The 24266-nt window shown below is 35.3% G+C and carries 23 protein-coding genes; 11 read left to right on the top strand and 12 right to left on the bottom strand.

The window, feature by feature from the left end; genetic code table 11:
- The first annotated feature begins 41 nt into the window (after positions 1-41).
- Positions 42-1292, top strand: a complete 1251-nt coding sequence (gene serS, locus M947_RS15390) for a serine--tRNA ligase (protein ID WP_021286950.1) — start codon at positions 42-44, stop codon at positions 1290-1292.
- 351 nt (positions 1293-1643) lie between these two features.
- Positions 1644-2240, top strand: a complete 597-nt coding sequence (locus tag M947_RS15385; protein ID WP_021286949.1) for a peroxiredoxin — start codon at positions 1644-1646, stop codon at positions 2238-2240.
- A gap of 162 nt (positions 2241-2402) precedes the next feature.
- Here M947_RS15385 and M947_RS15380 read toward each other — a convergent pair whose 3' ends face one another.
- Positions 2403-3668, bottom strand: a complete 1266-nt coding sequence (locus tag M947_RS15380; protein ID WP_021286948.1) for an ATP-dependent DNA helicase — start codon at positions 3666-3668, stop codon at positions 2403-2405.
- A gap of 33 nt (positions 3669-3701) precedes the next feature.
- Between M947_RS15380 and M947_RS15375 the strand changes: the two genes are divergently transcribed.
- Positions 3702-4949, top strand: a complete 1248-nt coding sequence (locus M947_RS15375; RefSeq protein WP_021286947.1) for a GGDEF domain-containing response regulator — start codon at positions 3702-3704, stop codon at positions 4947-4949.
- Between the two features lie 13 nt (positions 4950-4962).
- On the opposite strand, the gene M947_RS15370 is transcribed toward M947_RS15375, so the two are convergent.
- A complete protein-coding gene (locus tag M947_RS15370; protein WP_021286946.1) occupies positions 4963-6069 on the bottom strand; it encodes a vWA domain-containing protein in 1107 nt (368 codons plus the stop codon).
- 206 nt (positions 6070-6275) lie between these two features.
- On the opposite strand from M947_RS15370, the gene M947_RS23480 reads away from it, so the two are divergent.
- A complete protein-coding gene (locus M947_RS23480; RefSeq protein ID WP_156022365.1) occupies positions 6276-6533 on the top strand; it encodes a hypothetical protein in 258 nt (85 codons plus the stop codon).
- Positions 6534-6582: 49 nt separating this feature from the next.
- Positions 6583-8925, top strand: coding sequence for a tetratricopeptide repeat protein (locus M947_RS15360; protein WP_021286944.1), 2343 nt, complete (start codon positions 6583-6585; stop codon positions 8923-8925).
- Here the strand turns inward: M947_RS15360 and M947_RS15355 are convergent.
- From M947_RS15355 to M947_RS15325, 7 genes are all read right to left on the bottom strand, one after another.
- Positions 8920-9552: a phosphatidylserine decarboxylase gene (locus tag M947_RS15355; RefSeq protein WP_021286943.1), complete on the bottom strand. Its 633-nt coding sequence runs from the start codon at positions 9550-9552 to the stop codon at positions 8920-8922. The two genes, M947_RS15360 and M947_RS15355, sit on opposite strands and share 6 nt — an antisense overlap.
- Entirely contained in the window at positions 9542-11527 is a 1986-nt protein-coding gene (gene ftsH / locus M947_RS15350) for an ATP-dependent zinc metalloprotease FtsH (RefSeq protein WP_031347865.1), read from the bottom strand. Before ftsH ends, M947_RS15355 begins: the two co-directional genes overlap by 11 nt.
- Before the next feature lie 14 nt (positions 11528-11541).
- Positions 11542-12369 (bottom strand): 50S ribosomal protein L11 methyltransferase, encoded by an 828-nt coding sequence (locus tag M947_RS15345; RefSeq protein WP_021286941.1) that lies wholly within the window; start codon positions 12367-12369, stop codon positions 11542-11544.
- Positions 12369-12743 carry a chemotaxis response regulator CheY gene (locus M947_RS15340; protein ID WP_021286940.1) on the bottom strand — a complete coding sequence of 125 codons (375 nt, stop codon included), beginning with the start codon at positions 12741-12743 and terminating at the stop codon, positions 12369-12371. The genes M947_RS15345 and M947_RS15340 overlap by 1 nt, the downstream gene beginning before the upstream one ends.
- A 73-nt stretch (positions 12744-12816) precedes the next feature.
- Positions 12817-13527: a 1-(5-phosphoribosyl)-5-[(5-phosphoribosylamino)methylideneamino]imidazole-4-carboxamide isomerase gene (hisA, locus tag M947_RS15335; RefSeq protein WP_021286939.1), complete on the bottom strand. Its 711-nt coding sequence runs from the start codon at positions 13525-13527 to the stop codon at positions 12817-12819.
- Positions 13528-13557: 30 nt separating this feature from the next.
- On the bottom strand, positions 13558-14169 hold the full coding sequence (gene hisH, locus M947_RS15330; RefSeq protein WP_021286938.1) for an imidazole glycerol phosphate synthase subunit HisH: 612 nt from the start codon (positions 14167-14169) through the stop codon (positions 13558-13560).
- Positions 14166-15071, bottom strand: coding sequence for a PDC sensor domain-containing protein (locus M947_RS15325; RefSeq protein ID WP_021286937.1), 906 nt, complete (start codon positions 15069-15071; stop codon positions 14166-14168). The genes hisH and M947_RS15325 overlap by 4 nt, the downstream gene beginning before the upstream one ends.
- 165 nt (positions 15072-15236) lie before the next feature.
- On the opposite strand from M947_RS15325, the gene M947_RS15320 reads away from it, so the two are divergent.
- From M947_RS15320 to M947_RS15310, 3 genes are read left to right on the top strand one after another with little or no spacing between them, the layout of a single operon-like run.
- Entirely contained in the window at positions 15237-16787 is a 1551-nt protein-coding gene (locus M947_RS15320; RefSeq protein WP_021286936.1) for a PilZ domain-containing protein, read from the top strand.
- A gap of 14 nt (positions 16788-16801) precedes the next feature.
- Positions 16802-17797, top strand: a complete 996-nt coding sequence (gene waaC / locus M947_RS15315; protein ID WP_021286935.1) for a lipopolysaccharide heptosyltransferase I — start codon at positions 16802-16804, stop codon at positions 17795-17797.
- A complete protein-coding gene (locus M947_RS15310; protein ID WP_021286934.1) occupies positions 17794-18681 on the top strand; it encodes a lipid A biosynthesis lauroyl acyltransferase in 888 nt (295 codons plus the stop codon). Before waaC ends, M947_RS15310 begins: the two co-directional genes overlap by 4 nt.
- On the opposite strand, the gene M947_RS15305 is transcribed toward M947_RS15310, so the two are convergent.
- The 3 genes from M947_RS15305 to panB all read right to left on the bottom strand — a co-directional run bounded on the left by M947_RS15305 (position 18647) and on the right by panB (position 21734).
- Entirely contained in the window at positions 18647-19723 is a 1077-nt protein-coding gene (locus M947_RS15305; RefSeq protein WP_021286933.1) for an AI-2E family transporter, read from the bottom strand. The two genes, M947_RS15310 and M947_RS15305, sit on opposite strands and share 35 nt — an antisense overlap.
- A gap of 178 nt (positions 19724-19901) precedes the next feature.
- Complete coding sequence (gene ruvB, locus M947_RS15295) at positions 19902-20915, bottom strand: Holliday junction branch migration DNA helicase RuvB (RefSeq protein ID WP_021286931.1); 1014 nt, start codon at positions 20913-20915, stop codon at positions 19902-19904.
- A gap of 27 nt (positions 20916-20942) precedes the next feature.
- Positions 20943-21734: a 3-methyl-2-oxobutanoate hydroxymethyltransferase gene (panB, locus tag M947_RS15290; protein ID WP_031347863.1), complete on the bottom strand. Its 792-nt coding sequence runs from the start codon at positions 21732-21734 to the stop codon at positions 20943-20945.
- 54 nt (positions 21735-21788) lie between these two features.
- On the opposite strand from panB, the gene M947_RS15285 reads away from it, so the two are divergent.
- From M947_RS15285 to M947_RS15275, 3 genes are all read left to right on the top strand, one after another.
- On the top strand, positions 21789-22190 hold the full coding sequence (locus M947_RS15285; protein ID WP_021286929.1) for an Hpt domain-containing protein: 402 nt from the start codon (positions 21789-21791) through the stop codon (positions 22188-22190).
- Positions 22191-22206: 16 nt separating this feature from the next.
- Positions 22207-22947: a tryptophan synthase subunit alpha gene (gene trpA, locus M947_RS15280; RefSeq protein WP_021286928.1), complete on the top strand. Its 741-nt coding sequence runs from the start codon at positions 22207-22209 to the stop codon at positions 22945-22947.
- A 287-nt stretch (positions 22948-23234) separates the two neighbouring features.
- Positions 23235-24257 (top strand): hypothetical protein, encoded by a 1023-nt coding sequence (locus M947_RS15275; protein ID WP_021286927.1) that lies wholly within the window; start codon positions 23235-23237, stop codon positions 24255-24257.
- The last annotated feature ends 9 nt before the right edge of the window (positions 24258-24266 follow it).

Below are 24266 nucleotides of genomic sequence, written 5' to 3'. Positions count from 1 at the left end.
CTATAATTGCATCTCTTGATTTAGAAGATACTAGGAATATTATGATTGATTTAAAACTACTACAAAAAGATTTTGAGACTATAAGTACTAAACTTATCCGTAAGGGTGTAGACCTTGAGCTTATAGAAAAACTAAAAGAAAAGAGCCAAGAGCTAAAAAGAGCAAAAGCAAACTTTGAAACACTCCAAGCACTACAAAACTCTATGAGTAAGGAGTTTGGCATCTATAAAAGAGAAGGCAAAGATATAAGCGAACTAAAACGAAGAGTAGATGCAAACAAAATCGTTATAAGTGAAGCCTTAGAGATTCAAAGGGTTGCAGATGCCGAGCTTGAAGCCATAGCGATGTCAATCCCAAATATCCCTGATGATGATGTTGCTGATGGAGCTGATGAGAGTGACAACGAAGAGATAAAAAAAGTTCTAACTCCAAGAGAGTTTAGTTTTACTCCAAAAGAGCATTGGGAACTGGCTGAACAAAATGGTTGGATAGACTTTGAGAGAGGTGTAAAACTCGCAACTTCAAGATTTTCTGTAAGCTTTAAAATGGGTGCAAGACTAGAGCGCGCACTTATAAACTTTATGCTTGACTTTAACCGCTCTCGTGGGTTTTCTGAGGTAAGTGTTCCAGCACTTGTAAACAGAACTGCACTAGAGGGAACTGGGCAACTTCCAAAGTTTGAAGATGACCTATACAAGATAGAAGACCAAGAACTCTTTTTGATTCCAACAGCAGAAGTTCCTCTAACAAATCTTTTTCAAGATGAGATACTGGCATCTCAAACACTCCCCGTAAAAATGACTGCATATACCTCTTGCTTTAGAAAAGAAGCAGGAGCGGCAGGACGTGACACAAGAGGAATGATAAGACAGCATCAGTTTCACAAAGTTGAGCTTGTAGCTATATCTCATCCCGATAAAAGTGATGAGATCTTTGACGAGATGGTTGAGTGTGCATCAGACATACTAACAGCATTAGAACTTCCGCACCGCCTAGTAAATCTCTGTACTGGAGATTTGGGTTTTAGTGCGGCAAAGACCATAGACCTAGAAGTATGGCTACCAGGACAAAACACCTACCGCGAAATCTCATCTATAAGCAACACAAGAGAGTTTCAAGCCAGACGCGCCAAAATCCGCTTCAAAGATGGCAAGAAAAACTCAATGGTTCACACACTAAATGGAAGTGCCTTAGCAGTTGGGCGAACCTTGGTAGCCATCATGGAGAACAACCAACAAGAAGATGGAAGTATAACTATCCCAGAGGTTTTAAAACCCTACTTGGGGATGTAAGTTCTAATAATAGGAATTTTTTTCATTGTAACTTTTTAAGCTACAATCCATATATACTAAGTGAACCCTCTGATTAATCTATAAACTAGATTCTATATCAAGCACCAAATGACGAGACACGCGTCATCCTGAACTCTAAAGAAACATTTTTGCATAGCAAAAAGCGATTCTCTTGTTTTGATTGGAGATCCAACCTAATAGTTATTCAGAGCATTCAATTATACAGAGCACTAAATTACATCTAAAAGATAAAAATTATCCTTAAATAAATTTACTACTTGCCATGAGATAATTAACATTAATCTTAATGTGTTAAACTCTCGACATCAAAACAAACTTAAGGATAATTATATGTTAGTAACAAACCCAGCTCCAGACTTCACAGCTACAACAGTTTTAGCAGATGGCACTATAGATGAAAACTTCAAACTTTCAGAAAACTTTGGCGAAAAGGGTACTGTGCTTTTCTTCTATCCACTAGACTTTACTTTTGTATGTCCATCAGAGATTATCGCCTTTTCTCATAGAATAGAAGAGTTTAAAAAACGTGGTGTAAATGTTATCGGTGTATCAGTTGATAGCCAATTTTCTCACTTTGCATGGAGAGAGACTCCAGTAAATGAAGGTGGTATCGGTCGTATAAAATACCCTCTAGTGGCTGACCTTACAAAGCAAATCTCAAGAGATTATGATGTACTTTTTGGCGAGTCAGTAGCACTTCGTGGCTCATTTTTGATAGATGGTAAAGGTATAGTTCGCCACGCAGTTATCAACGACTTACCACTAGGTCGTAACATAGATGAGATGATCAGAATGGTAGATGCAATGCAGTTTACTGATGAGCATGGCGAAGTTTGTGCAGCTGGTTGGCAAAAAGGCGACGAAGGTATGAAAGCTACAACTGAAGGTGTTGCTGAGTATCTTGGTAAAAACGAAGATAAATTATAACCTTTTTAACTCTCACACTTTGAGATTGTTAAATAGTTATAAGGCGAGGCTCATCGTGGGGAATGCCATTGGTTAGCATTCCTAGAAGCCTCGCTTCCGAATTATTTCACACTCTTTTCCGGAAGTGGGACTTTAGTCCCGCCTAGAGTCCTTGCTTCCGAACTACTTCACACCCTCTTTGACAAACTCCAAAGCCTTATGATTTACAAAGACTATTTTGTGCCATTGATATGATGGAGCTATAAGATTTAATCTTTTTGGATTTGAACTTCTTGAGAGTGCTACATAAAACTGTGATGGGGCAAAAATCTCATTTGTCTCAATGATAAGGTCTTCTATAGACATTCCTTGAGACTTGTGTATAGTTATAGCAAATGCCAGCTTTATAGGAAACTGATAGATGCTAAGCTCTTCAACTTCTTGCATCTCTTTTTTACCGCTTTTTACTCTCTCATCCCATCTGTACTTTGTATGTGCAACCGCCTCAAGCTTTATAACTTTAGAATCTCTTTTTTGCACATAAACAAATGTTGCATCTATACCAACTACAATGCCTCTTTCGCCATTAAAATAGTTCCATGAGTTTCTAGTAAAAAGCACTGGTGCACCCACTTTTAACCCTAGCTCACTCTCGATGCGAGAATCATCCATAAATCTCGCGACTTGTGCATCACTTATATTTTTAGAGTGTTTTATAATTTGAGCCTCTTTTATAAAGAGTTCTGAGTCTATGTTTTGCAACTCTTTTTTGTTGTGCGTAGATGCTGAGTTATTTTTACCAAACAAAAAGGTAAACTCGCTTAAGTCTCTTGGGAGCGGTTTTATAAACTCATTTAGAGAGTTATGAACACTCTCATTTATAAAACCCTCTCTAACAAAGCTTAGCAACTCTATAAAATCCTTGTCATCGGTTCTATAGATATGAGTAAGTTCAACTCTGAGAAACTCAAACTCATCCCAAAGTGGTGACTCAAATGCAAATCTCACCTCATTAGAGCCGCGCACAACTGGTGGAAGTTGCAAAAAATCTCCAACAACTAAGAGGCTTCCTCTAAAGTTTGCTTGACTTAACCTTAGTTCTATCATCTCTAAAAGTGAATCACTCACCATTGAAATCTCATCTATTACGACTAGATCCATACTAGATATGAGTTTTTTAATTTTGCTTTTTGGTTCTAGTTTGGCGTTTAATTTTAGCTCTGCTATGCTAGATGCGATGCCTAAATCAAAGAAACTATGAAGTGTCTGCCCCTCTATTAAAGTAGCTGCCATTCCAGTAGATGCGAGTTTCGCTACCTTTTTAGCATCCTCTTCAAAGAGACTTATCACTTCTCTTGTTATTGTAGTTTTACCAACACCAGCACCACCAGTTAAAAAGACATTTTGTTTTTGCAGTAGTTTTGTTGTTATTTGCTTGGCTTGATTCATGAAGAAATTATACTAAAAATGTATAATTACACCATGAAAAGAATATTAATCGTTGAAGACAACAAAACATTAGCAAAGTTATTAGCAAAAAAAATAAAATTCTCTCTAAAATATGAAGTAGATATAGCTTATAAGTTCTCAGAAGCAAAGCTTTTTATAAAAAAATACAACTACTTCATAGCACTTCTTGACATTAATCTTCCAGATGCACCAAATGGTGAAATCGTTGATTATGTACTAAATAAAGGCTTACGCACTATGATACTTAGTGCAAATATAGATAAAGAATTTAGAAAAAAAATGCTTGCAAAAAATATCATCGACTATGTAAATAAAGGTGGAGTTAACGACATAAATTACATCATCCACACACTTGCAAGACTTGAGAAAAACCAAAACCACAAAGTCTTAGTTGTTGATGACTCTATGGTTTTTAGAAACCAGATGAAGACAATGCTTGAAAATCTATTTTACGAGGTTATAACTGTCGCTCATGGCGAAGAAGCACTTGGAATGTTAAACTCACATCTAAACATCTCTATGGTTATCACGGATTATAATATGCCAGTTATGAACGGACTTGAACTAACAAATGAAATAAGAAAAAACTATACCAAAACTGAACTTTGCATCATAGCCATCTCTTCAATCAACGATGAAGAGATAAATGCTCTGTTTTTAAAACAAGGTGCAAATGACTACATTAAAAAACCATTCTCAAAAGAAGAATTTTCTTGTCGCATCAACAACTCCATAGAAGCACTAGAAAACATCCAATACATAACAAATCATGCAAACAGAGACTTTTTAACAGGTCTTTATAATCGTAGATACTTTTTTCAAAATATGAATGAGTATATAGAAGATATAAAGTTAAGTGGCGAGAAGTTTGCTATAGCCATGTTAGATATTGACTTCTTTAAAAAGATAAACGATACTTATGGACACGATATTGGCGACAAAGTTATAGTTGCAATCTCAGAGGTTTTAAGATCAAACACAAGCTACAGAGATATAGTAGCTAGATTTGGCGGTGAAGAGTTTTGTATAGCTCTAAAAAATATAAACCAGTATAGTGTACCTGAGATTTTAGAAAGACTTAGAGAGGAGATTGAAGAGTTTGTCTTTGTGCTTGATGATGAGAGTGAAGTTAAGTTTACTATCTCCATAGGAGCAACCTATCATGATGACTCTGACACGCTAGAAGAGACAATAAACCAAGCAGATATGAACCTATATAACGCAAAACAAAACGGAAGAAATCAAGTAAACTTTGGTTAAAAATTTGTAAACTCTATAAAACTAGCAACTCTCCAAAAGGGACTTTGCTCTCTTTTGGAGTTATCCATTTTACACTATAACTAGGCTCTTCATCAGGAAAGGCTCCATCAAGGTCACTAAAGTACAAAAGCAGTTTTGAATCTTGAAGATTTTCTTTTACAAACTCAAAAACAGGTCTAAAATCAGTTCCACCGCCACCAAAAACTTTTGCTTCTAAGATATCTCCACCATAAAAAGTAGTATGGGAACGAATTTTATCATCACAAACCAAGAGGTCTATCTCATAAGATGCTATAGTATTCATTAAAAAACCCAACTCGCTTAAAAACTCACCCAAAAGCTCTTCATCAACTGAGCCTGAACTATCTATGGCAACAACAAGTTTAAACTTCTCACTCGTAGCTGATGGTAAGTAGAGTCCAAGATGCAGGAGTTTTTTGTTTGGTGGCATCTGAGTATAATCATCCCTGCTAAATCTATCAAGTGCAACCCTAAGTTCATCTCGCCAATCTATTTTTGAGCTAGACTTTAGGGTAAAAAAACGCTCTAAACTTGTTGGAAGTTGCGAATTTTTTTCTTCCTTTTCTAAGATAGCCTTTGCAAACTCATCAAACAACTCTTCTTCTACTATTTGGTTCTCAATCTCTTTAACTTTTTGTTCTTCTTGCCTCTGAATATCATCTGCATCCTCAGCCTCATACTCTAGCTCATCGCGCAAAAACTCCTCTTTAAGCTGGGCATAAATCTCCTCAGCATAAAGTCCACTAAATCTTTTAGAATAGTGTGCCAAATCTGGACGATAGAGTCCATTTTCAACCAACATGTCATTTATAGCATAGTCAGTTGCCAACTGCCATAGCCAGCCACTTCTAGAGTTTTTGCGAGACTCATGTGCAAGTGATGCGTGCATGGCAGCATTTGCTAAAACAAACTCCATCTCAGCTAAACTAATCTCTTTAAAAAAGTCATCACTGTACTCAAGAGTTTTACCATTACTTTTAAAAGCTTGTATATCATCACTTTGTAAGAGTTCAAGCTTTGAGGCAAGAGTTCCAAAAAAAGGATACTCCACTAAGAGTTTAGACTTCGCCTGAGAAATTTTATTGTCAATTTTAGACATCCTGCTATCCCTTTTTTAAAGCTATTATATCAGTTGCTTATTATAGGTTTATAAAGGTTAACTCTTATAAGTAATCCACCTACATTGTTAAAATTATGGATAAAGGCAGCACAAGTAAAAGCAATAAACTAAAGATAAATCTCTATAAATAATATAATTGAACCCTCTGATTAATCCAAAAAAATAGATTCCGTGTCAAGCACGGAATGACGGGCACGCATCAACCTGAACAAACAAACTGTCAACCTGAACAAACAAACTGTCATCCTGAACAAACAAACTGTCATCCTGAACAAACAAACCGTCACCCTGAACAAACAAACCGTCATCCTGAACAAACAAACCGTCATCCTGAACAAACAAACCGTCATCCTGAACAAACAAACCGTCATCCTGAACTTGATTCAGGATCTACCTTAATAATTGTTCAGAGCACTCAATTTTATAAATACTTTTTTCACTAAAGATTATGGTACTATTTTTGCTACACAAAGTATTAAAACAGGGTAGGTGATGGCTGAGAATTTTGATGATATTATTATTATTGAAGAAGATGATGCTGCCCAAGTAGAGTCGAAAATTGTTCAAGAAGAAGAGTCTGATGGACTTAAAGCTTCACAAAAACAAAAGATTATCATTTTAGCAGTTGGTGCTCTTATAATCATTCTTATCACAGCAATTACACTTTTTTTTATACTAAGACCATCTAAAGTTGAGAAGAGTCTCTCTTTTGACCCTATTGAAACTAAGCTTAAAGAAAAAACAATACAACCCATAGAGACTACAAAGCTTGAAAATATGATTGCAAAAGCGAACTATTTATACTCAACTGGTTCAAAAGATGAAGCTCTATTTTTATATGAAAAAATTGCGATGTATAGCGAGGCTATCTCTGTTTATAATCTCGGGGTAGCTCAACTAAAAGATGGAGCTTATAACTTGGCTTTGCAAACTTTCAAAAAGGCTATAGTAAATGATGAAAAGAGATGTGTAAGTGCCATCAATGCGGCAGTTTGCTCTTTACATCTAAAAGATAAAGAGAGCTTTGAATACTATATAGATTTAGCTTATGCTTATCTTCCAAGAGAAAAAAATTCTGACCAATACTCCTACTACTATGCACTTATAAACTACTATAAGAACAATTACTTAGAGGCTCTAAGTGCTCTAGAGAATCCAACTAGTAACGAATACGCTACGACTCAAAAACATCTAAGAGCAAAGATAAACGCTCTTTTTTCTAACAACGACAAAGCTATAGAGGCTATGGAGGAGGATTTTGATGCTGATGACTCTTTTAGTATAGCTCTGCTTTATGCAAGAATCGGAGATTTAACTCTAGCACTAAAGCACTTAGAAGAAGCCATCATAAGAAATATAGAACCAGTAAAAGCATCTATTGCACAGGTCTATATAAACTTAAAAGCTGGTCGCATAAACACAGCGGGCAAGCAGTTAAAAAACATCACAGATATGTTCCCAGAGGAAGTTTATAAGCCTTATCCTCTCAGAGTTGAGCTTAAAGAGTCTCTTTTTGATCCACTTAAAGCTCAGATTAGGTATAGAAATAAACTCAGAAACTCTAAAGAGTTTACCTATCTTAAAATATTTTACTTCTCTCCATACAAGATTTTTAATGCTGATCAGACTATTAGCAACATCCAAAAAGGAAATGCAAATATATATATAGACAATATCTCAAGTGCAAAGGAGTATCTACAAAGGAGTGCCTCCTCATCGAGTGTAAATCAAGGAATAGTAAAAGCTATAAAAGATGCGATGGACTTCAAACTAAGAGACGCAAATGAAGAGCTTCAAAGATTAGCACAAATCCAGCCAAAACACTCCATCTTACAATACAACTTAGCTCTAACTTATGCACAAATGGGAAACATTGACAAAGCACATGAGCACTTTTTACGCTCCTACCATCTAGATGCAAAAAACTATCTCTCTGGCATCTATGCTACAATGACAGCTCAACTGACAAACAAAGAAAACACAACGTTAGTTACTATACTAAAAGACTCCATTATGTTAGAAGAACCTAGCGAAGAGTTAGACCTATATAACATACTTTTAGCCATCAGTGATGATAATATTCTCTCTATCTCGGATTGGCTAGATAAAGATTATGAAAACAAGCCTCTCTATCTCGCACTTGATACCATAATAGCACTAAAGTTAAACAACCAAGATAAAGCAAAAAAAGCATCACACAAACTAACTCTACTGTTACCAAATGAGATAGTCCCACATATGATATACATTGGTGCACATTTCATAGACCTAAAACCAAAAGAGTATGCAAGTGAAGTTTTAAACTATCTAAAGGTACAAAAATTTAATTTTAATGATCTATACTATGGTCCATACCTAACAAGATATCTCTACACTCAGCAAAATCTTATAACAGGTAAACTATTTTTTCTTAGAAAACAGCTAAGACGTGTCTTAGAGACAACTAAAGGCGACACACATGAGATAGTAGCAGCCCTAGCTCTTGCATCTCTTTATGATGGTGCTTATGAGGAGTCTTATACTCTATATAATCATCTCATAGATGACTTAAAGGTAAGAGATGCTTATACTCTGTTTTTAGGAGCAGTTGCATCTACCGCTGCAGAGCACCATGCAAATGCCATAGCCCTTCTAGAACTATCTAAGATGAAAGATGGAAGTTTTACAGAGAGTCGATACGCCCTTGGACTATTATATCTTGAAGTGCAGAACAATCAAGGTGCAGCTATACAGTTTTCAAGGATAGACGACAGTGGATTTTCTTCTGAGTATTTTAACTTTGATATTGACCTAGATAAGCTTCTTTTTCAAAAAGAACAAAAATTAAAATTATGAAAAATACCCTACTAATGATTGTGACGCATTAACTTCTTGTCCGATACTAAGATTTATTCTAAAGTTTTGAGGTAAATATATAGTTGTAACTCCATTTATCATTAGACCATACCTAGCCCCTTGAAGAGTCTTTTGTTTTGCATTTAAATCTACTTTGATATTATCAAAACTCTGCTTTAACATATGTTTTACTTTTACAACGTTTTTAAAACTATCTTCAAAAACTATCTCAACTCTCTCATTTAAGTCTCTTGATAGTGACGAATCTTTTGAGAGCCTAGCACCATGCTTCATATCTATAGACTTGATGGTAGCACTAAGCGGTGAGCGAAGTAATGAGGTATCAAAGTAATTACTGTTTATCTCCACCTTATAAGCATATTCACTATCATCAAACTCTTCTATAGATAAAACAGTACCATCTACAGGAGAGACTACGCTCTTTGCTTCAAAGTTTGGAGACATTCTCTCAGGATTTCTATATACAAAAAGTAAAAAAATAACCATTACAAAAGCGAGAAATTCAAAAAATTCAAAATCAAAGATGCTAAAAAAAACAAATGCTAAAAAAGCAAAACCTATATGGTTGAAGCCCTCTTTTGCTATTGGTAGGAGATTATTGTTCATCACTATTCTCATTGTTTTTATTTATGTTATTTTTAGACATCTTAGCATCCTCTTTTAACTCTTCTTCTATATCATCAACTGCAACTTCTACTTTTGAGTCTATGTTATTATCTTTTTCAAACTTGATAATAATCTCTCTTACCTCTTCACCTGTGATATTCTCTTTTTTATAAAGAAGTTTTACCATCTCTTCTATGGCATCTTTATACTCTTGTAGTCTAGCTTTAACTTCTTCATATCTCTTTTCTAGAGATAGTTTTATAAACTCATCCATGTTTTGGGCCATCTTATCGCTATATTCACGAGTAGCTTGTTGTCCGCTACCCAAAAATGACTGCCTGCTCTTCTCAAGCACCATAAGTCCCGCTACATCACTCATTCCATATGTTTGAACCATAGATTTTACGATGTCAGTTGCCCTTTCAAGATCATTGCCAGCACCAGTTGATATTTCGCCTAAAAAGACCTCTTCGGCAGCTCGACCACCTAAAAGAACATCAACCTCAGCCCACAATTCATGGCGTTGCATCATAAACTTGTCCTCTTCTGGCTTGTTTAGAGTATAACCTAAGGCAGCAAGTCCACGAGGAACTATAGAAACTTTAGAAACTTTTTTAGCTCCTTTTGTTGTCTCAGCCATAAGTGCATGACCACTCTCATGATAAGCTACTATTTTTTTCTCTTTAGGATTGATTCTGCGAGATTTTTTAGCAAGTCCAGCTAAGGCTCTCTCAACTGCTTCGTATAGATCTTTTTGCTTAACAGTTTTTTGACTCTTTCTTCCAGCTAAAAGTGCGGCTTCATTTACAATGTTTGCTAGATCTGCACCAGCCAAACCAGCAGTTAGACGAGCTACCTCTGCTACCTCAACATCTTCATCCATTTTTACATTTTTCATATGTACTTTTAGGATTTTTATACGTCCTTCAAAATCTGGCTTATCAACCAAGACTTGTCTATCAAAACGACCTGGACGAAGCAATGCTTGGTCAAGTACTTCTGGTCTATTTGTAGCTGCTAAGATGATAACAGGTGTATCTGTTCCAAAACCATCCATCTCTGCTAAAAGTTGATTTAGAGTCTGCTCTCTCTCATCATTTCCGCCCATCATCCCGCCAGCTGCACGGCTCTTTCCTATAGCATCTATCTCATCTATAAAAATGATACTCGGTGCATCCTTTTTTGCCTGCTCAAACAAGTCACGAACACGAGCTGCACCAACTCCCACAAACATCTCTATAAAACTAGAGCCACTGACTGAGAAAAATGGAACATCAGCTTCTCCAGCTACAGCTTTAGCTAAAAGTGTTTTACCAGTACCAGGTGAGCCTACCAAGAGCACACCTTTAGGGATTTTTGCACCAATCTCTACATAACGAGCTGGATATTTTAAAAAGTCAACTATCTCTTGAACCTCTTCTTTTGCCTCTTCAACACCTGCTACATCATCAAACTTTGTGTCGGGTTTTTCGGAATTGACCATCTTTTTAGAGTTACCAATGCCTAAAAGACCACCACCCATACTTTTTTGCATTCTTCCCGCAAAAAACATCCAAATAGCTATGATTATAAGAAAAGGAAATAGCCAACCAAACATCTCAGTAAACCAGTTTGTCTCACTAAATCCAGTATATTCTATGCCTTGCTTATCAAGAAGCTCTACAAGCTTTGTATCGCCTTTTACGATTCTAGTCGTATATATAGTGCCTTCATTTCCTACTGCTTTTATATAAGTTTGTCCAATACTCACCTCTTTTAGTGACTTTGACTCAACTAAAGATTTAAGTTCAGAATAACTTACTTGTTTTGTCTTTCTATTTGAATTTCCTGCATCTTCAAGTCCTCCACCATCACCAACAAGAGCTTTAAAGAGCAAAATGATGACTACTGAAAAAATAGCAAACGCTATTAGGGGGTTATTATTAAAAAAATTGTTATTTTTATTATCGTTATTGTTTGAATTGTTGTTTGCCATTATTATCTCTTTTTTTATTTTCTTTTTAAGACAAGCGTTACCCACTCACCCTCTGCGATTCTCTCTAAGATATCACAATCCTTGTAAAAGCTTAAAACCTTGTTCTCATACTTATCTAAGATACCTGACAAAATTAGCACTCCATCACTCTTAAGAGCATTTTTTAAGTCTTTTGCTATAAATGTAAGTACATCTGCAACTATATTTGCTACAACTACGTTGTATTTTTTTTCACTTAGCGAGCACGAACCTTCCCAAATATTAGCAAATTCAACTCCGTTTAGCTGTGCATTCTCTTTTGAGTTCTCTACTGAGACCGCATCAGTATCGCAAGCATCCACAATAGCGCCAAGCTTAATAGCTCCAATAGCGAGTATGCCACTTCCACAGCCTATATCTATAAGAGTGTCACCTTTTTTTACATACTTAGAGATAGCTCTAAGCGATGAAGCCGTAGTTGGATGATGTCCTGTTCCAAAAGCAAGAGCTGGGTCAATCGCAATGTTTATAAGGTCTGGGTTTTGAGCGTCCCATGTTGGATGTATATAAAACTTATCGATTTTTATAGGGGTTATACTTTTTTGATAGAGTTCAACCCAGTCGCTATTTTTAAGTTTTTTATGTTTATATTCAAGCTCTATAATCTCACCTAAAGCCTTTTGTAAAGCTTCGCAAAACTGTTCCAATCCCCAAGCAATAGTTTCAAGTTCATCCTCACTTCTGATAGTAAAACCGTCCTCAGACTCTTCAAATCCAACATCGATGGTATCTAAGAGAAAGTCTGCAAAAAGTTCTTTGTGTGATGAAACTTTAACTACTAACTCGTAGTAGTAATCTTGCATTACTCAGCAATCCCCATAACAGCACCAAGTTTTTCTTTTAGTACTTGAGGAGTAAATGGTTTTACGATGTAGTTATTTACACCAGCTTTTAAAGCAGTGATAACCTCTGACTTACCACCCTCTGTTGTTACCATGATAATTGGTGTGTCTTTAAAACGATTATCAGCTCTAACTTTTTTAACTAACTCCAGTCCATTCATCTCTGGCATATTCCAGTCAGTAATTAGCATATCAATATCTGGATTAGAGTCCATTTGACTCCAACCCTCAACGCCATCAGCCCCTTCTAGAATATCTTTGTATCCCAAGCGAGCTAAAGTATTTTTTATAATACGACGCATTGTAGAACTATCATCAACTACAAGTAATTTCAATTGAAATCCTTTTTTAAAATATATTTTGCAAAATTTATAATCAAATAATATCTAAATTTTTGTTTTTTTACTATTAAGTGAGGCTTTTAAATAGCTTTGGCAAATCTATAGTTCCCTCATAGTAAGCTTTTCCTATGATAACACCATCAACTTCTTTAGTTGCTATTAATGCCTCAATATCTCCTACATCTTTTACACCACCACTAGCAATTGTGCTGATGCCACTAGCTCTTGCAATATCAAGTGTAAACTCAAAATTTACACCGCTAAGTGTTCCATCTTTACCAACATCTGTGCATATTATAGCTTCAACACCAGCATTTGCAAACTCTTTTGCAAGTTCAGTTGCACGCATTGTGCTTACCTCTCCCCAGCCCTCAACTGCTACAAATCCATCTATAGCATCTATACCAACTGCTATGGGATATTTTGCAGCCATCTCTTTTACAAATTCAGGTTTTTTAACTGCTATTGAACCAAGGATCACTCTATCTATCCCAATATCTAACATCTTTTTGATAGTCTCTTCATCGCGGATGCCACCACCAAGCTCAAGTTTAACACTACAATTTTGTCGTATCTTTACAATCTGCTCTAAGTTTTTAGGCTCTCCTGCAAAAGCACCATTTAAATCAACTAAATGAACCCACTTGGCTCCCATCTCTTCAAACTTCTTAACTAAAAGCCAAGGCTCATCTGAATAGATTTTAGCACTATCCATAAGTCCTTTTGTAAGTCTTACAGCCTTTCCATCTTTTAAATCAATTGCTGGATATAAAGTCACAATAATTTTCCTTTAATTTATTTTATATATTTAGAGTTTAATAAAATTTTCCAAAATTTTAAGTCCATTTGTATGGCTTTTTTCTGGATGTGGCTGTATGCCTAGTATATTTTCATGCGATACCGCTGATGTAAAATCATAGCCATAGTTTGTAGTACCTATAATATCTTCTTTATTTGTACACTCAACATGATATGAGTGAACAAAATATAGGTAGTGGTTTGCATCTAAGCCAGTAAAGAGTGGATGCTCTTTTGTAAAGACTCTATTCCATCCCATATGAGGGACTTTTAGATTCTCTTCAAACCTACTTTTATTAAAAGCTTTTACGCCCCCTTTTATAAGTCCTAATCCTCTACTATCCCCAAACTCTTCACTACTCTCAAAGAGCAGTTGCATCCCCAAACAGATGCCAAACATATAGTTTCCACTTGTTGCATACTCTTTTAAAGCATCAATCATGCCTCTTTGGTTTAGATGTTGCATCGCATCTCCAAATGCACCAACACCCGGTAGTAAGAGCTTGTCATACTCCTTAAACCTATCTGGATTAGACACTACTACTGTTTTTTCTCCAAGTATCGAAAAAGCATTTTGAACACTTGCTAAATTTCCCATGTTATAATCAACAATTCCTATCATATTTCACTCACTGCTTTTGTAAATTTTATATAAACAGCTAAACTTATTATCAAAAGTGCAACCCCACCAATAATAAACATCGCATACATAAGCATTTGCGGGTCTGTTATGGCAAACTTAAAGACTAACATCAAGGCTTCAATGGAGAGTGCGATGATGATAGAACCTAAAAACTTAACCATAGTTTTATGTGGCCTTGAGATATCTTGCTCTTTGTTTCGCCCCATAATCTCCTCTTCTATAAGAGTCTTTGCCAAATCAAAAATAGCCAAAGATAAAGTAAGTAAAATGGTGGCTTTAAACATATCATCTATAACTAAATGCGAAAGTGTTATCTCATTTGTAAAAAAGCTCTTAACACCATGAGAAAAAAGAAGGATTGCAACTGCTATTAGTGCAAAAGCAAACATTACATAAGAGTATTTAAAAAGTCTTGTAAAAAAAGCATCAGAAGTGTTTAACTGAGCTATCTTTAAAACCTCACTAAGGGGCATGTCTAAACACGCTACATAGAGAAGTTCACTCTTTTCATTATAGATAGGTTGTGATGCTGTAACTGTTAAATCCTGAGTTATAAGGGACGGATATGGGTCTGTTATGGTACATCTCTCCTCCCTTACTGCACGATAGTAGTAGGCACGATCAGCTCTAATCTTGCCTATATCCTCCTCTTCTTCTTTTTGAGATGTAAATGTTGGGGATACCTGAACCCCTTTATAGTCTAAGAGATAGATGCCCTCACAGTTTTGTAAATCTGCTTTTATCTTTAAAAGACGGGGAACTATCATCTCCTGTGTGAGCGAGGGGAGTTTATTTGGAATATTTTTAGAGAAGAGATAGCAAAGATAGGCTCTTACTTTAGTACGACCTTCTGCAAAATCTTGAATATCGGATGCAACCATCTATTGACAAGCCTTGTGTTTAAATTTTTGCAATTATACCAAAGGCTACATAACATATGCTCATAATTGTAGAATTTTCATCATATTAAAATATCTTGCTGTAAGTATATTAGACACTTAAAAACATATGCTATAATTTTTTAAAAAAGTTAAGGGGTATTTATATTGTTCCATCTTTACTATAAGACTGCTGCGTCTAAACAGATATCAGATGTTGCCAAGTCATTTGACTTTTGTGAGGCACTTGATATAAGTAAAATAGATAAAGTCAAATATGCAGATGTCTATCTTGTAGAGATACAAAAGATAGAAAAAACTCTACTTCTGCGCATAAAAAAACTTCTAAACAACAAAAAGAACTCTTTGATCTACTTTTTTATAGATGAGTCTCCTAATCTAGCGCTATTTCAACTAGCATTTATTTTAAGTGTAAAAAATATTTTTACTCCAAAAAGTGAAACCTCAAAAGTTATATCTGAGATAAAAGCAGATATTTTTTTAAAAAAAACAACTGCACAAAATGAGCAGAGAGAACATACAAGTGTTGACTTTATAAAAAACCGCATCTACTTTATAGAAGTACTAAAAGAGAAGCTTCTTAAGAAGCCTTTGTCTACAGGCACCTGCTCTATCATAACCTTAAACATCGAAAATATGAGTACTTTGAGTAAATTTTGGAGTGAGTATGAGATAGAGATGGCTATTGGTGATCTACTTTTGCAAATCAAATTAGATATAGATGAACGCACTCTTCTTGCTCAATATAGCGATAAATTCTACATAGCACTTTTTGAGGGGCTCGACTTTGAAGCTACAAAACAAAAAGCCAACGCCATTCAAAAGCACATATTGGCATACACTTCTAAAGAGAAGATTAAACCCATCGTTAGCTTGCATGTTTTTGACGTAAATGATTTTGAATTAAATGATGCACTAAAAATTATTTCAGATATTGCAAAAGAAAAAATTTCAAGCAAAGATATAGAGACTCAAAAAATACACAGAGTCATCAACTTAGATAGTGAGCTTGATGATGAAAAAGTCATAGACATACTTTTACAAACCACATTTACAAACAAAACGCCCATAAAACTTCTAAATATCTACAAGGGTTTATGTATAAACAACCCTTCTATGATTATCAAAAAGACTCAAGAAGAGATATATGTTAGTTTTGAACAACTTCAAGGTACTGTTATGAACTTTGAAAAAAAGACTGTTATTCAATCTGCAAGCTTTACAAAAGATATAGAAGCAGATGTAAAACTCATCGACTTAAAAAAAAGAGTAGCACTTTTAAAAAATTTTAGATTTGTTGATGGAAGTGCAATTAGCAGAAAAAACAGTAGAGTCACCTCCTCTCAAAGAACGCCTATATCTGTCGTAAATAACAAAGGCTCTTTAAGTGGTGAGATTTTAGATATTTCTATGCACTCCATAGCTATAAAAACAAGAACTTCTAAGCAAGCACAAGAGCTAAACTCAACAGATGTTGAACTAAAATTTACTCTACCCATCAGAAGTTCTGAAGATGGATATATGAAACTAAAGCTAGATGCTAAAGTTATTTTGGTAAAGTGTAGTGAAAAGTATTGTAAGTTAGTTGTGGAGCTAAAAGAGACCCAATCACATGAGTCAATCTTGATGGAATATGTCTATGATCGGCAAAAAGAGATTATATCGGAGCTTAAAAAACAAAATATCATGCGAAATTAGCTATAATAGCGCCAATGAAAAAAGATATAAAACACATAGCCATAGTGCGGCTCTCTGCCCTTGGAGACATCGTAAATAGTGCAGTCATACTACAGTTTATTCATCAAAAATACCCAAATGCAAAGATAGATTGGATAACAGAAGAGATCTTTGCACCACTACTGCAAAATCACCCCTTATTGCATAAAGTCCACACCATAAATCTAAAAGAGCTTAAAAAATCAAAAAGTCTTACAGAACTTTTTAAAACTATCTCAAAGCTTTGCTCTTTAGGTAAATTTGATATCATCATAGATATGCAAGGACTACTAAAATCAGCCATAGTTTCAAGACTCATTGGCAAAAAAACACACGGTTTTGATAAAAATTCTTCAAGAGAGTCACTCTCAAGATTTTTTTATAACACAACTTCTTATATAGAGTATGATGAAAATATAGTAAAAAGAAATACTTTTTTAGCCTCTGATGGACTTGGATTTAAGATAAATGACTTGATGCTACTCAAAAAAAAGAGAGTTTTTGAAACTCAACTCTATCCACTAAACAAAAGTGGGGAAAAAAATATAGCCATAGTTATTGGTGCCTCCTGGGAGTCAAAGAAGTATCCAAAAGAAAGGGTAGCCGAGCTGTGTAGTGAACTAGGACAAAACTGTTATATCATTTGGGGAAATGATAAAGAGAGAGAAGAGGCTTTGTGGATTTGCAAAAATTCTTCATCTGCCATACTTGCACCAAAATTATCTCTGTTTGAGTTAGTCTCATTTATCTCTAGCGTCGATCTTCTTATAGGAAATGACACAGGTCCAACCCACATTGCATGGGCGCAAAATATTCCATCAATAACTCTTTTTGGTCCAACTACAAAGAGAATGATATATGTAACTTCTAAAAATCTATTTGTAAAATCACACTCAAAAGTAAATATATACAAGATAGACAAAAATGATTTCTCCATAGGAGATATTGAAGTAAAAAGTATTACAAAAAAGGCTCGGGAGTTATTAATATGATAGGATTTTACGCTTTTTTAATTTTAGAAAAAATTTTGATGCTTCTTCCAAAAAAACTTAGACGCTCTTTTTTTATAGCACTTAGTTTTATTGCCTTTAAGCTCTCAAAAAGATATAACAAAGTTATAAGAGATAATCTAAAGTTTGTTTATGGAGATGATGTTAGTGAAGAGTTTATACAAGATATTGCAAAAGCCTCCTTTAGGCAATTACTGTTAAATCTCCTTCACACTATGGAGATAAGATACTATAGCATTGAGGAGCTTGCAACAAAGGTTAGCTTCAAAAATGATGAAGTTGTAAGAAAAGCACAAGAACAAAATAGACCCATAATTTTTATAAGTGGACACTATGGCTCTTGGGAACTAGCAGGGGCTATGCTTGGTGCTTTGCGTGAACCATTTATGACAGTCTATAAAAAGATGAAAAACAAATATTTTGAGAAGTACTTACTAAGTTCTCGCTCAAAATCTCGCATGAAATATGTTGAGAAAAAGGGTGCGACAAGAAGCCTCTTAAAACATCTTCGTGCTAACAAGTCCGTTCTTCTCTTAATAGATACAAATGTAAACAAAAAAGAGGCCATCACAGTTGATTTTTTAGGTAAACCAACAAGCCAAGTAAAAACTACTGCGTACTTAGCACGAAAATTTGATGCGGCTTTGATCCCTATCCTTGTTCACGCCATAGATGATGAAAACTTTGTTATAGAGTTTTATGATGAGATAATCCCACCAAAAACAGATGATGAAGAGCAAGACATAAGGGTCTCAACTCAGATGCAAACCGATTGGCTCACACAAGAGATACTAAAAGATCCTAAACCTTGGTTTTGGTTACATAGAAGATTTAAGAATGATTATCCTGAGATTTATAAGAGCTAGAAGAATCTTCACACTCTTTTGTTCTAGCCTCAAACAGTTTTAAGATAGTTAAGAAAAATGCGGTAATTGCAGGTCCAAGTATCATCCCCCAAAAACCAAATGTTGCTAGTCCTGCTATGATTGCAAAAAAGATTATAAGCTCATTTATTCTTGTATCATCCTCTTTTAAGAGTCTGTTATTTATCTCTTTTATGATGAGTGGTTTTACAAAGGTATCTGCGATAACTGAGATAACTAAGATGGAGTAAATTGCTATAAAAATAGCATTTGATGTCTCTCCTATGGAGAACTCATAAATCATAAATGGAAGCCACATTAAAATCCCGCCAACCACAGGTATAAGAGATGCAAAACCATACATAATGCCAAAAAGAAGTCCATTGTATCCTATAAAAGATACGGCCAAACCAAACAAAACTCCCTCAAACATAGCAGTTATGATGATGGAGTAAAAAACAACACTCATAACTGAGGATATCTCTTTGGCTATAAGACTTGTTTCATGGACTGACATCTGAACTACTCGCTTTAAAAACTCTACTATATATGCACCGTTATATTGAGCAAAAAAATAAAAGATAATAGTTAAAAATGCATTCTTTAAAAACCCTGCACTAAAAGCACCTATGGTACCGGTCATAGATATGATTTTTGTTGCAAATGAACTTACATTCCACTCTTTTAAAATATCTTTGGAATATGGTTCTAAAAATGCAAGATAGCTTGGAGGATTTGCGATAAACTCTTTTACATAGGCTTCAAGACCTAGATAAACTTGTGGATCAATGTTTTTTAACTTCATAGTAAGAGTTGCCAAAAAGTAACCTAGAGGAGCAAAGAATAGAACTGCTAGTAAAAAACTAGATACAAGAGCTGCAACAAGACGATTTTTAAAGAGTTTATAAAAAAAACCTTGAATATCTGAAGTTGAAATTGCTAGTAGTGCAGCTATAGTCATCGTAAGTAAAAAAGGGGCATAAAGCAGATACATCCAATAAAGAGACGTAGCAAAAAGTATGGCTACAAAGTACTGTGGTTTCATTATTATCTGTCTCCTTGAGACTGTGAAATAACTCGGAAGTGAGGCTTCAGCCTCGCCTTTTTTGCGGGACGCATCGTGGAGAACGCCATTTGTTTGCGTTCCCAAAAGTCCCACTTCCAGTAGAAAACTATTTGAACAAGTTCCTCTTCAATTCCTCTCATAGGTGTAGGTGTAATTTTCAAAACAAACTTCCATCTTGTTGTGGTAAAGATAAGTTTAGTATCTCATAAGTATTTCTTGTAGCTTTTCTGCCCTTTGCAGTTCTCTCTAGGTAACCATTTGCTATAAGGTAAGGCTCTAGCACATCTTCAACTGTCCCCTCATCCTCGCTCAAAGCCGCAGCTATTGTACTAAGTCCCATAGCTCTTCCATTTGCTGATGCTAAGAGGTTTAATAGTCTTAAGTCCATCTCATCAAAACCATGAGAGTTGATGCCAAGCTCATCTAGTGCATATTGAGTTCTCTCATGTCCTATATCATTTTCGTGAGCTACCTCAGCAAAGTCTCTTACACGACGCAAAAGACGAAGTGCTATACGAGGAGTCCCTCTGCTTCTTTTTGCTATCTCTTTGGCCGCACTATGGAGTATTTCTTTGTTTAGCTTTAGGGAGGCTTGAGAGATGATTTGGGCTAACTCTATTGGGTTATAAAACTGCATCCTAAAGCTCATACCAAACCTGTCTCTAAGAGGGTTTGAGAGCATTCCAGCTCTTGTCGTTGCGCCTATGAGAGTAAACCGTGGCAGGTCTATCTTTACAGTTTGAGCGGCCGGACCGCTTCCTATAATGATATCTATACGAAAGTCTTCCATCGATGAGTAGAGTATCTCTTCAACTGCAGGTGAGAGCCTATGAATCTCATCTATAAAAAGGATATCGCCCTCTTCTAGGTTTGTTAAAAGTGCCGCTAAATCTCCGCTTTTTTCTATCATCGGAGCCGCTGTTACTTTGATGTTTGCATGCATCTCATTTGCAACTATAAGTGCTAGTGTAGTTTTACCAAGTCCAGGAGGTCCATAAAAGAGGACATGATCAAGCGCTTCTTGGCGTTTTTTGCTGGCCTCTATAAACACACTAAGGTTTTTTTTAATCTGCTCTTGACCTATATACTCGCTCCAAGCATCGGGACGCAAAGTGCGTTCAATACTATCTTCTTCAGCTGAAAAAGTCTCGATTTCCACTATTCTATCCATCTATCTCTACCATTAGCAACTTTACCATCAGTAAGTATGTTCCTCTTTTGGAAACTCCTTTTTTAAAACCTCATCAGCGTAGTTTTTCACAGCACTTCTTATCAAAGATGCACCATCCATATATTTTTTTACAAATTTAGGAGTAAACTCTTCAAACAATCCTAGCATATCTGAGAAAACCAAAACCTGACCATCAACTCCAGTACCAGCTCCAATGCCAATAACAGGGATATCAACACTCTGGGCCACTTCAGCTGCCACCTCAGCTTTTACACCCTCTATAACCATACAAAACGCTCCAGCTTTTTGCACAGCTTTTGCATCTCTTAACAAATGCTCTCTTTGGATACTATCTTTTCCTTTTACTTTATAACCACCCTCACTTCTTACAGATTGTGGCAAAAGTCCTATGTGTCCGCAAACGGCGATGCCATGAGTCGTTAGATACTCGATTATGTCAGCTCTACTCTCTCCGCCTTCTATCTTTACAGAGTCCGCTTGTGTCTCTTTATAGACTCTCATAGCATTTTTAAGAGCATCGTCTTTGTTATCATAAGTTCCAAAAGGCATATCACACACCACAAAGCTACTCTTTGCTCCCTCACAAACTGCGTTTGTGTGGTAGAGCATCTGCTCCATTGTTGCACTAAGAGTATCACTTTTGCCAGCAAAGCTCATATTTAGACTGTCTCCTACTAAAATCATGTCTGAACTTGATTCAAAAAGCCTAGCAAATAGTGCATCATAAGCCGTTATCATCACTAAAGGACGCACACCTTTTGTTTTTTGTATGGAAGTAATTGTCATTTTTTTATTCATAAAAGTATTTTAACCAAAAACTGATACAATTGCACTAAATAGGAGAATTACTTTATGGGCGTAAGAAGTGAGTTAGATGCTAACTTTGATTTTGAAATCGTAGATGAGTTTCTAGACCACTACACTATGATGGTTGAGAGCATGGAGGTTATGATTATGGATCTTGAAAAACCTAACAGATATAAGAGAAGTGTAGATGAACTTTTCCGTGTTTTTCACAATATAAAATCCGCATCAGGTTACCTAAAAATTACTTCTATGTCAAAGCTCTCAGCCTTTGTTGAAGATGCCTTAGAAGAACTAAGAGGGACTGAGGAGTTGGCAAGCAGTGAAGTCGTCTCTTGGCTTCTTGCCATCAGTGACACATACGCTCAGTGGTTAGAGGATTTAAGAGCTGATAATGAGCTAACTCACATAAAATTTGAGCTCTTAAAACTGCCCTCTTTAGAAAAATAAAATATTTGGAAAAAAATTGAAAAAATTAGTAGCATATATAACAACAACCTATCCTGAAAAATCATTTACAGTAGATTTAAGTCTATCACTTGGCGAGCATGGAGTTGATATGGTTGAACTTGGCGTTCCATTTTCAGACCCAGTAGCAGATGGTCCTCTTATAGAAAAAGCAAACCATATAGCGCTAAAGAGTGGTTTTAAGTTTAAAGAATTATTGGAGATATCCCAGATAATAGCCCCAAAAGTTGATACTCTTTGGATGGGTTACTTCAACAGCTTTTACCAACAAGATATGAACAAACTTTTACCACTTGCATCTAAACTTGGAGTAAGTGGACTTATCATCCCCGACTTACCATATGAAGAATCACTCAAATACAGTGATCTATTTAGAGCAAACTCTATAAGTAATATTAGTTTTGTAGCACCAACAGACTCTAAAGAGCGTATAAAAGAGATAACAAGCGATGCACAAAAATTTATCTATATGGTAGCATACGCTGGCATCACAGGTTCAGGGATAGCAGAAGACTTACAGCCTTTTATAAACTCCATAAAAGAGTTCTCAAAAACGCCCATTTATGTAGGTTTTGGAGTAAATGCAAAAACTGCAAAAGATAAAGCACAAGGTGCCGATGGTGTTATCGTAGGAAGTGCTTTTATAGAGATACTTCTAAGAGATGACTTAAATTATCAACAAAAAATTCAAAAATGTAATGAGTTAGCTAAAATCATAAAAAGTGAAATCAACCCTTAAGAAAAACTCTGCTCGTATGGAGATTTTAGCTTGTTAGCATCATCTCTTAGCTCTTTAAATACAAGAGCTTGAGCCGAATCTTTTTAGCTTTTTTAAAAGAACAAAAAAATGAGATACTTTAAAAAAAGCATAACAAATCATCACTTTCGCCAGCACGCTTTGTAACTATACTACTCCTTTAATCCATTTAAGCTTTTGAAAAACTAACCAATATAAACAAAATAAATGGAACAATATTTGTTTTTTTAGTGTTATTAAATTTGTTACCATTATATAAGGAGCTTATTATGTCCATAGCTAGTGTCACATCATCTTCACTTTATTCTGCATCTATCGTTAAAAAAAGATCAGAGACTTCTGAAATATCTACTGATGCGATTAGTTTATCAGCTGTAAGTAGCGATAGTGCTACTATCTCAACCAAATGGGGATTTAAAGTCGATGAAAACGGTTTTTTTAGTACTGATTTTAATAAAGCGGCAGGGATTCCTGATAATATCAAAATCCATAAGCAGCAAATGGATACTGTCGAACAATATGCTAAAATAGTTGGTTCAAACGATGACCCTGTTAAAGCACTTGGTAAAGTTTGGGATTTCTTTGCTAAAGTAGCTGGAAACACTCTTGATTCTGATGGAAGTATGAGCATTGAACAAGTTAGTAAAATGCCTAGAAGTTTTGAATTTACTGGCAGTTTATTTGATAACCCAATTAGCATACAACAAACACAAAAAGAATATCTTCAAGTAAGTAAAATATCTGGTGACATTCAAGGTATGTCGGAAAATACTTTTGAAACAGGTTTTAGATCATTTTTTGGTGAAAATATTGCTGTTGGAGATAATCTTCAAAATATTAAGAGTATATATCAAAACTATATTTCTCCTAATTATAATTCAAGTGAATCTAAAGATCAAATTAGTGTAGGTGAGCTTTTTGGAGCTTTTTGCACACAAACTATAGGTGGAACAGATCAAGCTACATATAATGCTACAAAAGCTTATTATAAATTTTTAGAAACTGGACAAGATTTCGAATCTTATCTAACAGATAAATTCGGAGCCGATTATGTAACAAATCTAGCAGATGGGATGAATATACATTTTGATGATCCTGATATGTTCGATACATTAATGAAAGAAATAGATCGTCATACAAAAGAAAACTACAGTAGTTATCTCTCAGGACAAAGCATTGCTAAAGATTCAATTCTAAGTAAAAATGATAATAACACACCTTCATCAGCCTATCAGACACTTAAAAATGCAAAATTACCAACTTCAGGTAAGTTGTTAAATCTTGGAGTATAGAAACAATAA

The organism is Sulfurimonas hongkongensis (assembly GCF_000445475.1).
Taxonomy (GTDB): domain Bacteria; phylum Campylobacterota; class Campylobacteria; order Campylobacterales; family Sulfurimonadaceae; genus Sulfurimonas; species Sulfurimonas hongkongensis.
The sequence above is the reverse complement of the archived record's forward strand: the minus strand, read 5'-3'. Positions and strand labels throughout refer to the sequence as shown.